19 protein-coding genes and 1 tRNA gene are annotated in these 15,992 nt (G+C 59.1%); 9 read left to right on the forward strand and 11 right to left on the reverse strand.

Going from position 1 to position 15,992, the window contains the following annotated elements; translation table 11 throughout:
• Positions 1-6 precede the first annotated feature (6 nt).
• From Q8X51_RS07700 to Q8X51_RS07730, 7 genes are all read left to right on the forward strand, one after another.
• Positions 7-555, forward strand: coding sequence for a type III secretion protein (locus Q8X51_RS07700; protein ID WP_065948507.1), 549 nt, complete (start codon positions 7-9; stop codon positions 553-555).
• 11 nt (positions 556-566) lie between these two features.
• Positions 567-1,160 carry a type III secretion system stator protein SctL gene (gene sctL, locus Q8X51_RS07705; protein ID WP_065924026.1) on the forward strand — a complete coding sequence of 198 codons (594 nt, stop codon included), beginning with the start codon at positions 567-569 and terminating at the stop codon, positions 1,158-1,160.
• Between the two features lie 84 nt (positions 1,161-1,244).
• Complete coding sequence (locus Q8X51_RS07710) at positions 1,245-1,463, forward strand: hypothetical protein (protein ID WP_065924025.1); 219 nt, start codon at positions 1,245-1,247, stop codon at positions 1,461-1,463.
• 1 nt (position 1,464) lies between these two features.
• Positions 1,465-1,857 (forward strand): type III secretion protein, encoded by a 393-nt coding sequence (locus tag Q8X51_RS07715; protein WP_407693096.1) that lies wholly within the window; start codon positions 1,465-1,467, stop codon positions 1,855-1,857.
• A 14-nt stretch (positions 1,858-1,871) separates the two neighbouring features.
• A complete protein-coding gene (sctC, locus tag Q8X51_RS07720; protein WP_407693095.1) occupies positions 1,872-3,995 on the forward strand; it encodes a type III secretion system outer membrane ring subunit SctC in 2,124 nt (707 codons plus the stop codon).
• Complete coding sequence (gene hrpT, locus Q8X51_RS07725; protein ID WP_065924022.1) at positions 3,992-4,195, forward strand: HrpT family type III secretion system protein; 204 nt, start codon at positions 3,992-3,994, stop codon at positions 4,193-4,195. The genes sctC and hrpT overlap by 4 nt, the downstream gene beginning before the upstream one ends.
• Positions 4,196-4,206: 11 nt before the next feature.
• A complete protein-coding gene (locus Q8X51_RS07730) occupies positions 4,207-4,557 on the forward strand; it encodes a transcriptional regulator (RefSeq protein WP_074845112.1) in 351 nt (116 codons plus the stop codon).
• Here the strand turns inward: Q8X51_RS07730 and sctU are convergent, their stop codons facing one another.
• The 11 genes from sctU to sctW are packed head-to-tail and all read right to left on the reverse strand — an operon-like array spanning position 4,558 to position 14,731.
• Complete coding sequence (sctU, locus tag Q8X51_RS07735; RefSeq protein ID WP_065924021.1) at positions 4,558-5,655, reverse strand: type III secretion system export apparatus subunit SctU; 1,098 nt, start codon at positions 5,653-5,655, stop codon at positions 4,558-4,560.
• Positions 5,652-6,440, reverse strand: coding sequence for a type III secretion system export apparatus subunit SctT (sctT, locus tag Q8X51_RS07740; RefSeq protein WP_074843638.1), 789 nt, complete (start codon positions 6,438-6,440; stop codon positions 5,652-5,654). The genes sctU and sctT overlap by 4 nt, the downstream gene beginning before the upstream one ends.
• 10 nt (positions 6,441-6,450) lie before the next feature.
• Entirely contained in the window at positions 6,451-6,714 is a 264-nt protein-coding gene (gene sctS / locus Q8X51_RS07745; RefSeq protein ID WP_027606903.1) for a type III secretion system export apparatus subunit SctS, read from the reverse strand.
• 7 nt (positions 6,715-6,721) lie between these two features.
• Positions 6,722-7,375: a type III secretion system export apparatus subunit SctR gene (gene sctR, locus Q8X51_RS07750; RefSeq protein WP_065924019.1), complete on the reverse strand. Its 654-nt coding sequence runs from the start codon at positions 7,373-7,375 to the stop codon at positions 6,722-6,724.
• Positions 7,372-8,385 carry a FliM/FliN family flagellar motor switch protein gene (locus Q8X51_RS07755; protein WP_407693093.1) on the reverse strand — a complete coding sequence of 338 codons (1,014 nt, stop codon included), beginning with the start codon at positions 8,383-8,385 and terminating at the stop codon, positions 7,372-7,374. Before Q8X51_RS07755 ends, sctR begins: the two co-directional genes overlap by 4 nt.
• Positions 8,379-8,840, reverse strand: coding sequence for a type III secretion system HrpP C-terminal domain-containing protein (locus Q8X51_RS07760; RefSeq protein WP_065924017.1), 462 nt, complete (start codon positions 8,838-8,840; stop codon positions 8,379-8,381). The genes Q8X51_RS07755 and Q8X51_RS07760 overlap by 7 nt, the downstream gene beginning before the upstream one ends.
• Positions 8,837-9,265, reverse strand: coding sequence for a type III secretion system stalk subunit SctO (sctO, locus tag Q8X51_RS07765; protein ID WP_065924016.1), 429 nt, complete (start codon positions 9,263-9,265; stop codon positions 8,837-8,839). The genes Q8X51_RS07760 and sctO overlap by 4 nt, the downstream gene beginning before the upstream one ends.
• On the reverse strand, positions 9,252-10,610 hold the full coding sequence (locus Q8X51_RS07770) for a FliI/YscN family ATPase (RefSeq protein WP_027606908.1): 1,359 nt from the start codon (positions 10,608-10,610) through the stop codon (positions 9,252-9,254). The genes sctO and Q8X51_RS07770 overlap by 14 nt, the downstream gene beginning before the upstream one ends.
• Positions 10,607-11,515, reverse strand: coding sequence for an FHA domain-containing protein (locus Q8X51_RS07775; RefSeq protein ID WP_065924106.1), 909 nt, complete (start codon positions 11,513-11,515; stop codon positions 10,607-10,609). The genes Q8X51_RS07770 and Q8X51_RS07775 overlap by 4 nt, the downstream gene beginning before the upstream one ends.
• A gap of 34 nt (positions 11,516-11,549) precedes the next feature.
• Positions 11,550-13,643 (reverse strand): type III secretion system export apparatus subunit SctV, encoded by a 2,094-nt coding sequence (sctV, locus tag Q8X51_RS07780; protein ID WP_027606910.1) that lies wholly within the window; start codon positions 13,641-13,643, stop codon positions 11,550-11,552.
• Positions 13,640-14,731 (reverse strand): type III secretion system gatekeeper subunit SctW, encoded by a 1,092-nt coding sequence (gene sctW / locus Q8X51_RS07785; RefSeq protein ID WP_162844253.1) that lies wholly within the window; start codon positions 14,729-14,731, stop codon positions 13,640-13,642. The genes sctV and sctW overlap by 4 nt, the downstream gene beginning before the upstream one ends.
• A 262-nt stretch (positions 14,732-14,993) precedes the next feature.
• On the opposite strand from sctW, the gene Q8X51_RS07790 reads away from it, so the two are divergent.
• Together Q8X51_RS07790 and Q8X51_RS07795 are read left to right on the forward strand one after the other, a co-directional pair.
• The gene (locus Q8X51_RS07790) at positions 14,994-15,545 is read left to right on the forward strand and encodes an RNA polymerase sigma factor (RefSeq protein WP_065924015.1); all 552 of its coding nucleotides are present in this window, start codon (positions 14,994-14,996) and stop codon (positions 15,543-15,545) included.
• Positions 15,546-15,905: 360 nt separating this feature from the next.
• Positions 15,906-15,982: transfer RNA gene (locus tag Q8X51_RS07795), tRNA-Met, on the forward strand.
• The last annotated feature ends 10 nt before the right edge of the window (positions 15,983-15,992 follow it).

Genomic DNA, 15,992 nt, shown 5'->3' on the forward strand with positions numbered 1-15,992 from the left:
CATTCAATGAGTGAACGCCTGGCCTGGGCTGAATGGTGGGCGTTTCCCTGGGAGCACGCTCACGAGGACTGGAGAGGTGACAAGTACACTTCAATTAGCGTGCTTTATCACAGCAGACGTTCCGCCCCGGATGGTCTCACAAGCATTGCCGCGTGCTTGCCTCCGGCCCCCCACCCCACCGTACTTCGCCTGGCCCTCGCATCAACGGAGCAACTCAACCTGGCGCTGACACTGGTTCACGGCACGTTCAATCCCGAGGCCGCACCGCCGTTGAGCGAAAGTCAGCATCTGTGGTGCATGCGTTTGTCCAAGGCGTTGCCCCCTACCATGCTGTCGCCCGATGCTGATCCGCTGCAATTGCTTTCCAGCTGGATAGAACCCGATACGTGGCAGCGCCTTCGATTGCGGTTCCCCCGTAACCGCGTATGTGCGGTTGAGAAAAGTAATATCTCACTCGAAAACTCAAGCAGCCGACTGAACACGCTCTGGCAAGCCGTAGTCTGGCGCGTGACGACATCGGCGAACGCCCCTCTGTCCCTTGACTCGAACGCGTAAGGAAGACAGAGATGTTATGTCGATACACCGTTGAATTGCCCAAGGATGCTGCGGGATTGTCACGTTGCCTGATCCCCCGGGAGGAACTTGCAAACTGGGAGCACGCCAACCAGCTCATCAGCCACGCCAAGGCACAGGCCGATGAACTGATAAACCAGACAGAGAGACAGTGCGAACTTCTGCTGGAAAAGGCGTCCCTGGATGTCTGGCAACGCGCAGACGCCCAATTCAAACGCTGGGAACGTGACCGTCAAGCGATGTGTGACAACCTGGAGGAGTACGCAACATCGATCACCAACCAAGCAATTAGACGCCTGCTTGGCGAAACGGTAGCCCCTCAGCGGCTGTCAGCCCTGCTGAAGCAATTGCTGGCGGACCAGATTCAGGAGATCGACGCGGCGCTTCTCTGTCACCCCCAGGACTTTGAGGAGGTAAAACAGTATCTCGCCCATCACAAAGCCACGCTCTGGAAGCTTCACCACGACGAAACAATCCCTGCTCAGACACTTGTATTGAAAACCGACGAGGGTGATTTCCGTATCAGCTGGAATTCAATGCTCGATGCCTTTTTCAATCATGGGAGAGACTACCGGATAGACATTTAATTGCATCCGCTTTGCATCGCCGACAACGAGCCTTGACAAAACCTTATTAATCCATGCACCTCCACATAATAAAGAGGGTAACTAATGAGTATTTTCAACAACCTTCCAGAGGAGCTTTCTAAAAACGCCAAAAATGCCCATAGACTTTATAAAAAGCTCCATACCCTCACATCTCAAGAGCAGGCTGATGCAAAGTTATTTTATGAGCTTGCAGTAAAGAGCACCCTGTCCCAGATGGCATATCTGGAACATACGCGTGTTTCGCATATGTTGCTCAAAAGCACTTTTGAAAGTTTCCAATAATATGCAAGCGTTAGTCCGTGATTGGTTAATCAGCGGCAAAGAACAACTCCGTTTGTTTGAGGGCGATGACGAAATCATGCTGAATCGTCAGGGAGGCGCTTTGGTGCTGAGTGTTCAACTGACCTTGACTCGCCCAGACACCGCCACCTCGCAGCGCTGGATGCGCCTGGGCGCTGCCAGCCTGAATCACTTCCATGGCGCACTGGCTCAAAAAGCGGACAGCGGTGAGCTGTGGCTGATCCAGAAACTGCCAGGTGGGCAGGGAGAGGCATACGTACTCGGCTACCTTGAAGCCCTGCTGAACCAACGCGACACCTGGCGCGCCACAGTCGCGCGCCTTGCTCGCCACCCCCAAAACCTCAAACCCACCTCACTACGCTCACTGTCGTACTAACCAGAGAACCGGCAATGCATAACAAGAACCACGAGCACAGTCGCTTACGCCGTGCTTCGCCCAAGGGATTTCCCTGGCGTAACGCTATCCTGCTTTCCTGGCTGCTGATCCCAGCAGGGAACACACTGGCGGCCATCCCCCCCGAGTGGAAAAACACCGCCTACGCTTATGAAGCTGAACATAAGCCCCTCCGGGAAGTGCTGGAGGATTTCGCCCAGACCTTTGGGACACAACTACATGTCGAGGGCCTGCTGGAAGGCAACGTAAATGGCAAGATTCGCGCCAATACCCCGCAGTCGATGCTCGACCGTCCGGGGGTAGAACACCGTTTCCAGTGGTACCTGTACAACAACACCCTCTATATCAGCACGCTGGACCAGCAAGACTCGGCGCGCCTGGAGGTTTCTTCCGAGACCATTGCCGACCTTAAGCAAGCGCTCACCGATATTGGCCTGCTCGATAGCCGTTTCGGTTGGGGCGAGTTGCCCGAAGACGGCGTGGTACTGGTTTCGGGCCCTCGACGCTATATCGAGCAGATCAAACAGTTCAGTACCCAGCGCCGCTCTCCGGATGAAAAGCAGAGCGTGCTGAGTTTCCCGCTTAAATTCGCCAATGCGACGGATCGTCAAGTGGATTACCGCGGCGAGAAGCTCACTATTCCGGGGGTGGCCAGCATTCTGCGTGGATTGCTGGAGCCGCGTTCCAATTCGACCCTCAACAGTCTGAACCAACCCTCCCCGTCACAGCCTGCGCCGCTCGTACCGAACATTCCCCGATTGAGCAACCCCTTACTGGGGCAGATGCTGGGTACAAACGTCAACACCGGGCCGTTGGATCCGCTCCCGACACTCACCTCGCGAGCCCCGGTCTCACCCAGCAGGGTTCGCGTCGAAGCCGATGTACGCAATAACGCTGTGCTGATCTATGACCTGCCTGAGCGGCAGGGCATGTATCGAGAGTTGATCACTCAACTCGATGTCGCGCGCAAACTGGTGGAAATCGACGCGATCATTCTCGATATCGAGCGCACGCAATTGCGAGAGTTCGGGGTGAACTGGGGGTTTCAGAACAGCCGATTCCGTGGCGGCGTCAATATGGCACCGGGCACCTCTTCGCAGGTGTCGATTGAGAACCGTGAGCGCTTCTACGCAGATATACGCGCGCTGGAAGCCAAGGGGCTGGCAAGCATGGTCTCCAACCCCTCGGTGCTCACCCTGGAAAACCAACCGGCGGTCATCGACTTCAACCGCACCCAGTACCTGACCCCCGGCCGGGAGAATGCAACCATTTTACCGGTCACCGTGGGCACCAGCTTCCAGGTGGTCCCCCGTGTCATCACCAGCCGTGGCAGCCACCAGATCCATTTGGCGGTGGATATCGAAGATGGCAATTTCAACGAAACCAACCCCACTCCCGGCAACCTCGATGTACGCCGAGGCAAGGTCAGCACCCAGGCCGTCATGGCGGAAAAACGCTCACTGGTGGTCGGTGGTTTCCACGTCACCGAAAGCAGCGACAAGCGCAACAAAGTCCCCCTATTGGGTGATATCCCGCTACTGGGCAAGGCGCTGTTTTCCTCGACAGAACGGCAGAACAATCGACGTGAACGCCTGTTCATCCTCACCCCGCGCGTCATCGGTGACCAGGCCGATCCGTCGCGCTACCTGCCCCAGGCCGACCAGGTCGAATTGCAGGCAGCCCTCGCACCGTTGGCGCGGCGCTACAGCCCTCACCAGCCGGTAATCAAGCGCAGCGACATCATCAGTACCCTGGCGCACATGGTCAGCGGGAAAGTGCCCAAGGCCTTCAAGGCGGCACCAATGCCCCTGGGGCTGGACAGTTTGTGCAGCACCCGCGACTTGCTCGCGCTGAACACCGAACGCAGCCAATGGTATGCGGGACCGGACTACAACGTGGCGGTAGTGGTCCTGCGCAACCAGGTCAAACGCCACGTGCGTATCGACGAAAAGGAATGCAGCAACTCGCAGACCCTGGCCGTCAGCGTGTGGCCGCGCGCCTGGCTCAAGCCGGGTGAAGAAGCCGAGGTGTTTATCGCCATGCGCCCGGTGGTGAAGGACGAACACCTCAGCGTGCCCCGCCCCTCCTTGATTACTCCTGCTCAGAAGGCCACGCCATGAAACACCGCTTATTGTGCGTCACCCTGATCGCAACGGCACTGCTTGTCGCCGGCTGCACGCCCACCTGCAAGGGCGACTCCTGCTCACGCCCACAATCGAGCAAGGACAAGATGGTGATCTGGTGGCCACCGCAGATGCGTGCCGAGCCTGGTCCCGCCGGGGAACGTGCGGATTACCAGACTATCTCGCTGGAACGATGAGCCGCCAGGAAATGCCCGACAATCAACGCCAGGTATTTCTGGACAATCTGGTGAGTGGCGCTGCCGCTCACCTGATGCTCGCTCCCGGTATCAAAGCATGTGCACTGCACGCCGGCAAACGCCCGGGCATGGCCTTGCACGTCGCTCGTTCAGCATTACAGGCAGGGCAGTTGCAGCAGGTATTGGAGCGGCGCTTTGAGCTTGCCGTGGTGTTCGATGGTTGTTTTATCTACCTGGACGCGCAGGATGCCTTGGTAATCTGGCACGCGCTGCCGGCTGCAAACGATGCGCTCGACGGAATCCTCAGCCGGGTGCTTTCCCTGGCCAATCTCCAAGCCCTGGACACACGCTCCACCTGCTGATCAGCGACGTTCCAACTCAGGCAATTCCAGCGTTTCGCGCTTGGCTTCATCATCAAGCTCACGCAAGGTGCGATAGATCAGTGCCACAGCCTGCAAGGATTCGCGGGGAATGCTTGCTCCCAACGCTTTGGTATAGAGCAAGCGCGCCAGCCATACGCATTGGATGACCGGCACCTCGGCGGCCTTCGCCTGCGCAATCAACTGGCGGGCGACGGCATCCGTACCTTTGCTGACCAGCAGCGGAAGCGGCGTCTTGCCCGGGCGGTAATACAGGGCGACAGCAAAGTGGGTCGGGTTGACCACCAGCATGTCGGCTTCCTCCAGCTTTGGCAGCTTGACCTTCGGTTCCTCCTGGGCCAATTGCTGCGCCAGCGCACGGCGCTGGCCCTTCACATGCGGGTCGCCTTCCATATCCTTGTACTCTTTGACGACCTCGACCTGGGTCATGCGCATGCGCTTGGCGAAGAAGTGCTTCTGCAAGGTGAAATCGATAACCGCCAGTACCAGTAACAATGCAAGACAGGCATGCAGCAGATAGCGGAACAGGGCGATCAATGCCAGGAGGTAACTTTGCAGATCGCTGTTGGCCAGGTTGATCAACGTCCCAAGAGAGGGCCAGACCACCAGGAATACGATCAGCCCCAAAAGAAACGCCTTGGCGATGCTCATCAACAGATTCATCAGCGACTGGGCAGAAAAGAATTGTTTAAATTGGCTGATCGGGTTGAGGCGATTGAAATCGAGCTTCAGAGCCTCGGGTGCAAACAGCAATCCGAACTGCATCCAACTGGCGATCAGCTTCATAGCAATCGCCACACCGGCCATCAGCAGGCCGAATGAGAAGAACACCACCAGGCCTTCAATCAGCACTTCTTCCAACGCCCGTACAAAGGGCTGGTCCAGGCGTGAGATCGGCAACACCATCAATTGCTGGAAACGTTGCAAGCTGGTATCGGCGGTGAACAAGGCGATCTCGCTGATGGCCGCCAGCACCATCAACTTGGCCACATCCTGACTTTGAGCGACCTGGCCTTTCTGGCGCTGGTCACGCAGCTTCTTGGCTGACGCCGGGTGCTTTTTTTCCCCCGAGTCACTCATGGCATCGGAGCCTTGAATAAAAGGCCCAGCGAGTGCTTCAGGTCACTCAGCTGGCTCATACTCCCCACGATCAAGTCCTGCAGCAGCGCAAAATACAACAGCAGAATACCGATCCCCGCCAGGCACTTGACCGGTGGCGCCAGCGTACTCACCTGTAGCTGCTGACTGTAGACCCCCAGCAGTGCGATGCCGAACTCCAGCAACAGCAGCACCGCGATAAAGGGAGCAGCGTAGAGCATCATATGGGTGAACGTGTCGCCCAGCAGGCTGACAAATACGCTCATGCCATCAGGCGCCGGGAGTGGGAACCATACGGTGGGTGGCCAAATCAGGTAACTGTCCCAGATCACCTGAGTCAACGCGCCTAACCCCAGGGTGACCATCAATAGAAAAATCGCCAATTGCTTGAACAAATGCCCTATCGGCGTCGCATCCGGCCCCAGTGAAGGATTGAGCTGACCACCGGCCAGGGCTCCGCGCTGGTTATCGAGCAAAGCCCCCACCGACTCGAACAGCCAGAACGGCATCGCAAGCAACATCCCCAGCAGCACCCCCAGCGCCAACTCCTTGAGCGCCAATGCAGCGAGCACAAACGCTGAGTAATCATGCTCCGTCAACGCAGCATGAATACCCGGCGCGGGCATCAGCGCCATGACCATTACAAGGATGTGCCGGAGCATGCCGCGTATATGCTGGAAACAGAACGCCGCCACGAGTATTCCGCACGGGTAGATTCGCGCCATGCCGATAATCAGACTGGGAAGGAAATCAAGATAAGCCAACACGGGTGAGGCCTCAGTTCCGGGCCGAGCGGCCAATCATTTCGAAGGTCAAGTTGATCAGTTGGATCAACTCCACGCCAATCCAGCGCCCCGTCAGGATCAACGTAACCCCTACCGCCACCAGCTTGATGCCAAAAGGCAGCGTCTGGTCCTGTATCTGCATCAATGCTTGCACCAGAGACACCAGCACCCCCACCACCACCGCTACAATCAATGGCGGTGCCGACAGCACCACCACCAGCAACATGCCCTGCTTGAACAGCACAATCGGGTCCATACGCCACTCAGAGATAGGAAAGGAACAAGCTGTCGAGCAACCGTGACCAACCCGACACCAACACGAACAACAGCAATTTGAGCGGCAGGGAAATGGTCATCGGCGAGACCATCTGCATGCCCAGCGCCAGCAGCAGGTTGGAAACAATCAGGTCGATCACGATGAAGGGGATATAGATCAAGAAGCCGATCTCGAACCCTGCCTGCAGCTGGGACAACACGAAAGCCGGAATCACCAGGATCAGATCTTCGCGTTGCACCTCCTGCGCCATTTGTGGAGGCCAGAGGCGCGTGGTGTTTTCCAGCAGGTGCGTCAATATATCCGGGTCCACATTGCGCAGCATGAATGCGCGTAACGGTGTGATGGCCTCATTGCCCGTCTGCAGAAACGTTTGCACGTTACTCATGTCCAGGGGCGATGCCTTGACGCTCTCGGCGATCTCATAACCCACTGGTGCCATGATGAACAGCGTGGCCGCCAACGCGATGCCATTGATGGCCATGCTGGGCGGTACCTGCTGCACACCGATGGCGTTGCGGGTGATCATCAGCACGATGACGATCTTCAAGAACGATGTGCAGACGATCAGCAGCATGGGCATCAGCGATAATGCCCCCAGGAATACCGCCAGAATGAGGGGGTCTATCCCCTGCAAACTCATCGGCCGAACATCACGCGAGACAACTGCAACCCCAGGCGCCCATCGACTTCCACCAACTGCCCCTGGCCAATCGGCCGATCGCCGTAATACAGGCCGGCCATGCCGGGAGCGTAACCGCTAATGCCCAACACCGAACCGGGCGCGAGGTTACGCAGTTCGCCCAAGGTAAGGTTCAGCGTTCCACAACGCACATTCAGCGCCATGCTCAACTCATCGAATGGTTCGTGGCCAAATACATCCACGACCGGTTCATCATCCTCATGCTCCGAGTAATGGGGCGCTGCAAAATTTTCGTCCACAGACGAGTCCTCGATAGAAGTAAGCGTCAGGCACAACGGCCCGGTGTCATCGTCAATGCGGCCATGCAAACGTTGCCTGCCAACCTGCACGTAGCCGCTGCCTTGGGCGGAAAAAAAATACGGGCCGAGCACCAGCACATCACCGGTACGCAGGCCGCGCACCTGCGCAATCGGTAACTGCACGCGGCCCAGGGTCACGGCGATTGCCAGTTGAAACGGCGTCGGCAAAGCTGCCGCAGTGGCGCGCCAAGGCCCTGCCTCACACAAGGCCAGGAAACTTTGGGGGGTCAACCATAGGTAGCCTTCAACCCGGGACGCCCCCTGGGTCACACTGAGCCGGCAGCCAAACCCCTTGGGTCGATCCGTTTCCAGCAAGCGCACATAACCCAGCAGCGCCCGCACCTGGGGACTCATGTGGTACTGGTACAAGGCCCAGAACCAGGAGTCCGGATCGTTGCCAACCTGGGACAGGGTCACCGGGCACTCACCCAGCAGACTGAGCAACGGCCCTGCTTCTACAAGCGCCAGCACGCCACACACCGTCTCAAAGCACAAAGCCTTGCCGCCAGCTGGGGCACGCCCGGGCTCAATCAGCAACTCGCCGGCCTGCCCGGCCACCGTGAACCGCAGGCGCAGGCCGCGCCCCAATCGACGGCGCGCGGCAACCGTATCGCTATTAATCAAGGGAAAGGTCAGCGCCGGCATCAGCATGCGCAACCGACGCTGGGCATAAGCAAGTTCACCGGCAGCCCCAGCGCTCCCGCGAATCGACCCTCGCACTGTTGGCGTACACCGCAAAGCCAGCGCGCCGTAGCGTCCTGCTCTGCCTCCAGCTCAATCGTCCAGGCGCCCTGCTCGCGGCGCACGCTGGCGTTGATCCGCCCCAGGCGAGGCAAGTACAGCACCGCCTGCAACGGCCACTGCGACGCAGCCTGCACACGAGGCGCCAGTTGCTCGGCAAGCGCCTCGATCAGGGCTATACCGGCGGACGCCTGTTTGCCCGATAAGGCAGTCCCCGCACCAGCGCCGCCATCGTCTCCAGTAAAAAATTGAGTGAATAATCGCCCGAGTTCCATGGACACGGCTGTCGTGGCCCCCGGCTCACGCTCCTCCCGCGGCTCGCGCTGGCGCGGACGCTCAGTGGGTTTATTTGAAACCTGGGTCATGTCGGCTCCCGAGCCAGTAAGAGGGATAACTCCTGAAGTTTTTCCACCTGCCGCAGGCACTCCGTGACGTGTTTCTGGGCGCTGCCAACCCGACTTTCGCTTTCCCCCTGCTGGCCCCGCAATGCCTCCAACTGGCCTATCTCCCGCTGAGTACTGGCAGATAGGGAGCGCTCCTGCGCGCCCCAGGATTTCAAGGCCTTGAGGCTCAACACCTGACCCTGATGCTGACTGAGCAATTCAGCACTTTGCCGGGCCTCCTCCTGCCGAGTCTGCTCAAGCGCATCCTTAGCCTGCTGGATATGTGCGAGCAGGGCCTGCTGGGCGCGCCTGGCCTCACGCAGGGCGCGCTCAGCGCGGTCAGCCCTGTGCCTGCGCAGGCGCCGCAACGTCTCCACTTCACCGAGAAGCACATCAGAATGGGACATGGGCGGTCAGATCCTTAAGTTGCTCCAGCGTCGCCACCATCGGCGTAGGCACACGCAAGTCCTGGCGCAGGAACCCGTCGACCGCCTGACGGCTGTCCACCGCCAGATCGGTCAGGGCATCGCTGCCGGGTTGATACTCTCCCAGCTTGAGCATCAGCTCGATCTGTTGGTACGCCGACAACAACCGTCGCAATGCCGTACCCGCCTGGATGTCCTCCGGCTCCGCGACGTTGCTCAAGATCCGTGAAAGGCTTGCCAACACATCCACCGCCGGGTAGTGCCCACGCTCGGCAAGCTTGCGGGACAGCACGATATGCCCATCAAGCAGCGAGCGAACTTCGTCGGCCACCGGATCGTTCATGGAGTCCTGCTCAATCAGCACCGTATAGATCGCGGTGATCACACCGTCACGCGTCAACCCGGCACGCTCCACCAGCCGTGGCAGCAGGCTGTATACCGAAGGAGGCAAACCTCCGCGCCCCAAGGGTTCGCCGGCAGCCAGGCCGATCTCACGCTGGGCCCGGGCGAAACGGGTCAAGGAGTCAATCAGCAGCAATACCCGCTGCCCCTTGCGCCGAAAACCTTCGGCCAATGCCGTGGCCGTGAACGCGGCGCGGGCGCGCTCCATGCTGGAGCGATCGGAGGTGGCGCACACCAGTACCGCCTTGGCGCGCAGCTGGTCATCGAGCTCATGGTCGAGAAATTCACGCAGCTCCCGCCCCCGCTCGCCGATCAGGCCGAACACGATGACATCGCACTCGACGTTACGCGCGATCTCGGCCAGCAGGGTGGTCTTGCCACAACCGGCCCCGGCGAACAGGCCTACACGCTGCCCCTCGCCAATCGTCATCAGGCCATCGATCGAACGCACGCCGGTGGCCAGCGCACGGTTAATCCTCGGCCGTTCGGTGGGCAACGGCGCTTCACACAACACCGCACTGGTATCCGGTAAGTCGGCCTCGACAAACGCACTCACGCCCTGCCCCGTAATCGGCCGGCCGAAACCATCCAGCACCTGGCCCAACAGGGCCTCGCTGACCTGGACTCGATGCGATACCCCAAGGCGCTCCACTCCAGCACCTACCCGCACGCCTTCCAAATTACCCAAGGCGCTGAGCACCGCATCCTGCTGATCGAAGCCGATGATCTCGGCGAGCATGTAGTCGCCCGGACTTTTTTCCACCTGGCACAAGTCGCCGATACGCGCCTGGGGTAGCCGGCACTGCAGCAGCATGCCGTTGACGCGCTGGATTCGGCCACGCATCGTCACCGGTGCAAAGGTGCTCAGTGACTGGGCCTGACGCTGTTGCCAGGCGTCCAGACGAGCTTGCAGTTCCGCACTCACCAGCGCACCTCGTAACGCTGCGCACCATCAAAAACCACTTTGCCGTTGTCGATCAGCACCAGCCGCAGCCCTTCCACTTCGTCGCCCACAAACAGTCGGCTGCCTTCTTCCAGGACCACGTGACCATTCGGCCCGCCAACGATTTGCACAATCCTGAATGGCAGTGTGCCGTCGCGCACACGCACACGGCTGATCACCGGCACCGAGCTGTCGAATTGCTCGCCAAAACGGCTGAGCATGCGCGCTACCAGCTCCACCTCGTCCTGTGAGACTTCTCCGTTGAGCGCCACCTGGTCATTGATCACTTGCAAGGTGACCCGCTGACTCAACTCACGCTCGCTGAGCATCTTCAACAACTGCTGACGGACTTCAAAAGACGAAGCCAATTCCTGTTTCTGCACCGCGGGCGGCATCAGCGAAGCCTGCGCCTCACGCTCCCCAGTGGAAACCATGCCCACTGCCACAATGATTACCGTCACCACCAGCACCAGGCTGATCAGGCGCCTTTGCTGGGAGGGCGAAATTGACGATAACGTCATCGCCTGCGCAGGCACATTGGCCGCTAGCGGCACTACCGGCACTACCGGCGCAGGGGCTGCGGGTTGAGGCCAGGGTTGCTCGGCCAAGGTCACGCACAGCCGCACCCCCCCCACTGTAAACGGCACGTTCAGTTCCAGTTTGGCGATCTGCGCCAGTACCTGGCCTTCGGGGTCTCGCAACAGTCCGGCTTCGGCCTGCACCAACCAGTTGGCGTCGATAAACCGCAGGCACGCATGCTGCTCGACGACTCCCGGATCGTTCAACATCAGGTCAGCGTCCGCGTGCGCACCAATACTCCATCGCTCCCCAAATAACGGCAACGCAGCGCCCTGGCGCAGCCCATCAAGCACCCTTAACTCAAACATCATCGCAACCTCCACGCTGGCCATGGCCGAATACTCATGCCACCGCACCACGCATCAGCTCGTCCTGGCCCAGGTCAATGCGCCCCAGCACCTTGACCTTGGAGGAGCTCCCCAACTCGGCAAACGACAGCACCGGGACATGGTTGAACTCTTCCAGCAGCAAGGTACGCAAGGGACTTCGCAGGTCCTGCGCCACCAACAGCACACTTTTACTCTTGGCCCTTAAGGTAAAGGCCTGGTTGAGCAGGCTGATCAACGCAGCGCTGTGCTCATCGTCAAGCGCGAAAAACACCCCGGTCTGGGTCTGTCGCAATGCCTCGCGCAGGATGTTTTCCGTATGCGGTGAAAGCAGCCAGGCATGCAGGCCGTCGGCCTCGCTGTACTGGTGGAAAATCTGCGCCTTGAGCGCAATACGCGCGTAGTCGGCCAATGCTTCCGGTTCACGCTCATGCTGGCCATACTCGATCAGCGATTCGACAATCAGCCGTACGGCCCGCAGCGGCACCCCTTCGCTGGCCAGGCGTTGCAACACCGACGAAAAGCGCGACAGCGGCATGATTCGCTGCAGTTCCTGCACCAGTTCCGGCTGGTTGTGCTCCAGCCAGCTGAGGATCGACTTGCTCTCCTGGATCCCCAGGAACTGCGGGCCGCTGAGCATCATGGCCTGCTTCATGCGTTCGATGATCAGACTGGTCGCGGTGAAGCGCTCCAGTTGCGGATCGTCGAGCAGTGGATCATCCGGTGCCAGCCAGACCCAGTCCTGTTCATCACGCTCAGCCAGGCCGGGTATTCCATGCTCGGGCTCGACCGTCAAGGCGTTACGCTCAACGGCCAGATAGTTGACAACCGAGGCCTTGACCATCGGCACTTCATGCACACAGAAACGCATTTCGTCGGCGGCCAGCGAGTCATCGAGTTCGACTTCGAAGGGCGGCAGGGTCAGGCCAATATTGGCAACCAGTGCATTTCGGGACTGGCGAATCCCATGAATAAGCTCCGTCACCTCAGGCGTCCCACGCAACACCGGGGGAAACTGCAACAGGTAGGGGCGCGACGGATCGAACCCGCGCAAGTCCTCTTTTCCGTTCTCTTCGGGACGCACGGCTTCGGAGGCTTCGGCCGCGGGCGCTGCCTCTCGCTGACGCTGGCGCATCAGGTAATACCCCAATGTGCCGGTTATCAGCGAAATAAGGATAAATACCCCGGTCGGCATACCGGGCACTATCGCAAAGGCGAGCATGCCCACCGAAGCGATTATCCAGCTCTTGGGCTCGCTGGTCATTTGCCGGGCAATTTCGGCCCCCATGTTACTGATGCCCTTGCGCCCCTCCGGCGCCACCCGGGTGATGATCATGCCGGCGGTCAGGGAGATCAGCAGCGCCGGAATCTGTGCAATCAGGCCATCACCGATAGTCAGCACCGAATACAACGCCATTGAATCAGCGGCGCTCAAGCCGTGCTGGAACATGCCCGTAGAGAAGCCGCCCAACAGGTTGACCACGACGATGATCAACCCCGCGATAGCGTCGCCCTTGACGAACTTCATCGCCCCATCCATCGCGCCGAACAATTGGCTCTCACGGGACAACTGCTCGCGCTTGTCCCGCGCTTGCGTGCCGTCGATCAGGCCGGCACGCAAGTCGCTGTCGATGGACATCTGCTTGCCCGGCATGGCGTCCAGGCTGAACCGCGCCGCGACCTCGGCAACCCGTTCGGAGCCCTTGGTGATCACCAGGAAGTTAACCAGGGTCAGGATCAGGAAAATCACCATCCCCACCGCCAGGTTGCCCCCCACCACGAAATTACCGAAGGCCTCGACGATATCGCCGGCGTCTTGCTCCAGCAGGATCAGACGCGTGGTTGCAATCGACAGGGCCAGTCGAAACATGGTGGTCAACAGCAGGATCGAGGGGAACGAAGAAAACGCCAGGGGGCCCGGCAGGTAAAGCGCAAGCACGATCAACAGGCACGAAATGCAGATATTGAGGGCGATCAGAATATCCACCAGCCAGGTGGGCAACGGCACGATAAAGATGAATACGATGGCCATGACCACCACAGCGCCCAGCACCTCGGCGCGTTGTGCCACTTTGAGCAACCCACGGTTGATGGCCGACAGTGCGGTCACGTCATCAGCCTCGGCTCACCGGCATACCGTGTGGGTCCACGCAAGGCGCGGTCCAGTTCATCGATCACCGTCAGCAGGATCTGCAGGGTTTCCAGACGTATTCGCTTTTCGGACCACAATGCCAGGGGAAATTGCTGAAACAGAGGGTAAAGGGCATTGAGGGACATCAGTTGACGGTCAAGCGGACCGCCTCCCAGTTCGTCCCCCAAGCGCAGCAATTCATCGACCGCGATACCGGTACCGGCGTACCCCAGCAGGCGTTGCAACAAGCTCACGGCGTTATGCTCAATACTCAAGCGCTGGATCAGCGTGTGACAACCGCCCAATACGCTGCTCAGTTGCCCGCAGTCCCGCAGGCCCATCAGCAAAGTGCGCAACAGGGGTGTGGGCATTGACGACACCGCGGCCGCAATGTCATCCGCCAAAGCCTTACGCATCACCTTGAGCCCGACGTGGAACTGCTCACCACCGTATACACCCAGCAAAGCCTGCATCATCGTCGGCAGGGACTGGCGCGTGACCACACTGGCATAGTAGAGCACACGCAGTGCCTGGCGCTCCTGCGGGTCGACCCCGGCTGACTGCAATGCCAAGGCAATGTTCAGGCCGGCCTGGATCTCCCCTTTGAAACGAGCTTCAAGATTGGCAATTGCATCGCGCGCCAACAACGTAGTGTCGGACGGGCGGCCCTCGCTGTCTGCCTTGGCCACCACATGCTTGAGCACCACGAACGCGCGCGCCGGGTCCCCGTCCGCAAGCTTCAGCAATTTTTCGACAGTAGGTCTGTCCTGCAATTGCTGCCTGAAGAGCAGTGAAAGGAAAGCCAGCGTTTTCTTGGCCGGATGGCCCAACTGATCATAAAGTTGCGCAAGCTGCTCGGCCGGAAGCACGCGTACCGCCATCTTCCGTTCGCTCAGCGCCCGGCTGTTGAGCTCCACCTCCTGACCAAACAGATGTGCAAGCTCATCGATGCCCTTCGCGGATGTGTGCACTTGCGCTGAGGCATGGCTGACAACCGCTTCACCCTCAGAGGGGTGGGTGCGCACATCGTTACGAGGGTCAGTTGTTTTACGGGATACTTGTTCCATGGACACGCCAGTACAGGAAGAGTGTTTCCCTGTGTGGCAACGTCTCCCCATGCAGTTCCATCAAAATCCGTGCTCACTGGGAATTTGAAAAAACTTGCAAAAGCCTTCGGCGCCGCATGCAAATCACTGCATAAAAACCCACCAGCCAAAAATATTTATATATGTAAATCATACAGTTATGTATTTTTTTCGATTGGCACAGGGAGTGCTAAGGGGACCTGTCGACACCCGCTCGACTGCGTCTACCCTAAGGAAAAAAAACATGAATCTCCCCATTGAAGCTTTAGCTCACCTCGTTGGCAGCTCGCCTCAATTCATGCATCACCTGACAGACGACCAGCAGAAAAAACTCAGGCGCTTCATTCACAAGCGCGTACTCAACCCCGAAGATGCGGATGATCTTCTGCAACTGACGTACTTGGAGGCCTGGCGCAACCGCGAGCGCTTCTGCGGTAACGCCTCGCTCAGCACCTGGATGTGCGGCATCGCGCAAAACCTGATTCGCAACCACTTCAGGCGCATGTATGCCAAACCCGTGCATTGCGAATTTGATGAATCGTTGTGGCATGGACAGGAAGAAAACAACAACCTGGATTGGGAGTTTGAGATCAACCGCCGCCTGGAGAATACCCTGAGCGCCATTGACCACCTGCCGGCGGAAATGCGCAAGACGATGTACGCCTCCCTGGAAACCGACGGCAGCTATCAGGACACAGCCGACGTATTGGACATCCCCATCGGCACCGTTCGCTCGCGACTGTCGCGCGCACGCGAACAACTCAAGCGCGCCACCCAGAATCCGTTTCAATCGTAAATCCGGCTGACTGGCAAAGCGTTGGGCGACAAGGATATCTGCCCAACCGAACCAGACCTCTTTCATACGTGCCAGGCAGATCGCCCAGCCTCCTGACAGTACCGCACCGATCCCACCAACACCGAACATCAGCCCCACGGCTCTCGGGCGATCAGTCCAGCTGCCAGCAGGAGCGGCGGGCAGGTTTGCGCGGCGGTCGAGAATTGCTCGGCGCCATGGGTGTCTCTTCACGGGAGAAGCGAATCAGCAACCACTCGTCGCCCAACTCGCTCATTTCCGATAAACAATTGAAAGCGTAGATAAAAATTCAAAATAAATGCTTGACGCATTCCCGTTCTACGCGAATAATGCGCGCCACTTGGCTACATAGCTCAGTTGGTTAGAGCATAGCATTCATAATGCTGGGGTCCGGGGTTCAAGTCCCTGTGTAGCCACCAAGTACCTGTT

Source organism: Pseudomonas sp. Yb2C2 (genome assembly GCF_052112325.1).
In the GTDB taxonomy this organism is placed as follows: domain Bacteria; phylum Pseudomonadota; class Gammaproteobacteria; order Pseudomonadales; family Pseudomonadaceae; genus Aquipseudomonas; species Aquipseudomonas marginalis.

What these genes read in the sequence shown, in the direction of transcription:
- Q8X51_RS07700 (WP_065948507.1), top strand. Translation starts at nt 7, where the DNA reads ATGAGTGAACGCCTGGCCTGGGCTGAATGGTGGGCGTTTCCCTGGGAG.
- sctL (WP_065924026.1), top strand. Translation starts at nt 567, where the DNA reads ATGTTATGTCGATACACCGTTGAATTGCCCAAGGATGCTGCGGGATTG.
- Q8X51_RS07710 (WP_065924025.1), top strand. Translation starts at nt 1,245, where the DNA reads ATGAGTATTTTCAACAACCTTCCAGAGGAGCTTTCTAAAAACGCCAAA.
- Q8X51_RS07715 (WP_407693096.1), top strand. Translation starts at nt 1,465, where the DNA reads ATGCAAGCGTTAGTCCGTGATTGGTTAATCAGCGGCAAAGAACAACTC.
- sctC (WP_407693095.1), top strand. Translation starts at nt 1,872, where the DNA reads ATGCATAACAAGAACCACGAGCACAGTCGCTTACGCCGTGCTTCGCCC.
- hrpT (WP_065924022.1), top strand. Translation starts at nt 3,992, where the DNA reads ATGAAACACCGCTTATTGTGCGTCACCCTGATCGCAACGGCACTGCTT.
- Q8X51_RS07730 (WP_074845112.1), top strand. Translation starts at nt 4,207, where the DNA reads ATGCCCGACAATCAACGCCAGGTATTTCTGGACAATCTGGTGAGTGGC.
- sctU (WP_065924021.1), bottom strand. Translation starts at nt 5,655, where the DNA reads ATGAGTGACTCGGGGGAAAAAAAGCACCCGGCGTCAGCCAAGAAGCTG.
- sctS (WP_027606903.1), bottom strand. Translation starts at nt 6,714, where the DNA reads ATGGACCCGATTGTGCTGTTCAAGCAGGGCATGTTGCTGGTGGTGGTG.
- sctR (WP_065924019.1), bottom strand. Translation starts at nt 7,375, where the DNA reads ATGAGTTTGCAGGGGATAGACCCCCTCATTCTGGCGGTATTCCTGGGG.
- Q8X51_RS07755 (WP_407693093.1), bottom strand. Translation starts at nt 8,385, where the DNA reads ATGCTGATGCCGGCGCTGACCTTTCCCTTGATTAATAGCGATACGGTT.
- Q8X51_RS07760 (WP_065924017.1), bottom strand. Translation starts at nt 8,840, where the DNA reads ATGACCCAGGTTTCAAATAAACCCACTGAGCGTCCGCGCCAGCGCGAG.
- sctO (WP_065924016.1), bottom strand. Translation starts at nt 9,265, where the DNA reads ATGTCCCATTCTGATGTGCTTCTCGGTGAAGTGGAGACGTTGCGGCGC.
- Q8X51_RS07775 (WP_065924106.1), bottom strand. Translation starts at nt 11,515, where the DNA reads ATGTTTGAGTTAAGGGTGCTTGATGGGCTGCGCCAGGGCGCTGCGTTG.
- sctW (WP_162844253.1), bottom strand. Translation starts at nt 14,731, where the DNA reads ATGGAACAAGTATCCCGTAAAACAACTGACCCTCGTAACGATGTGCGC.
- Q8X51_RS07790 (WP_065924015.1), top strand. Translation starts at nt 14,994, where the DNA reads ATGAATCTCCCCATTGAAGCTTTAGCTCACCTCGTTGGCAGCTCGCCT.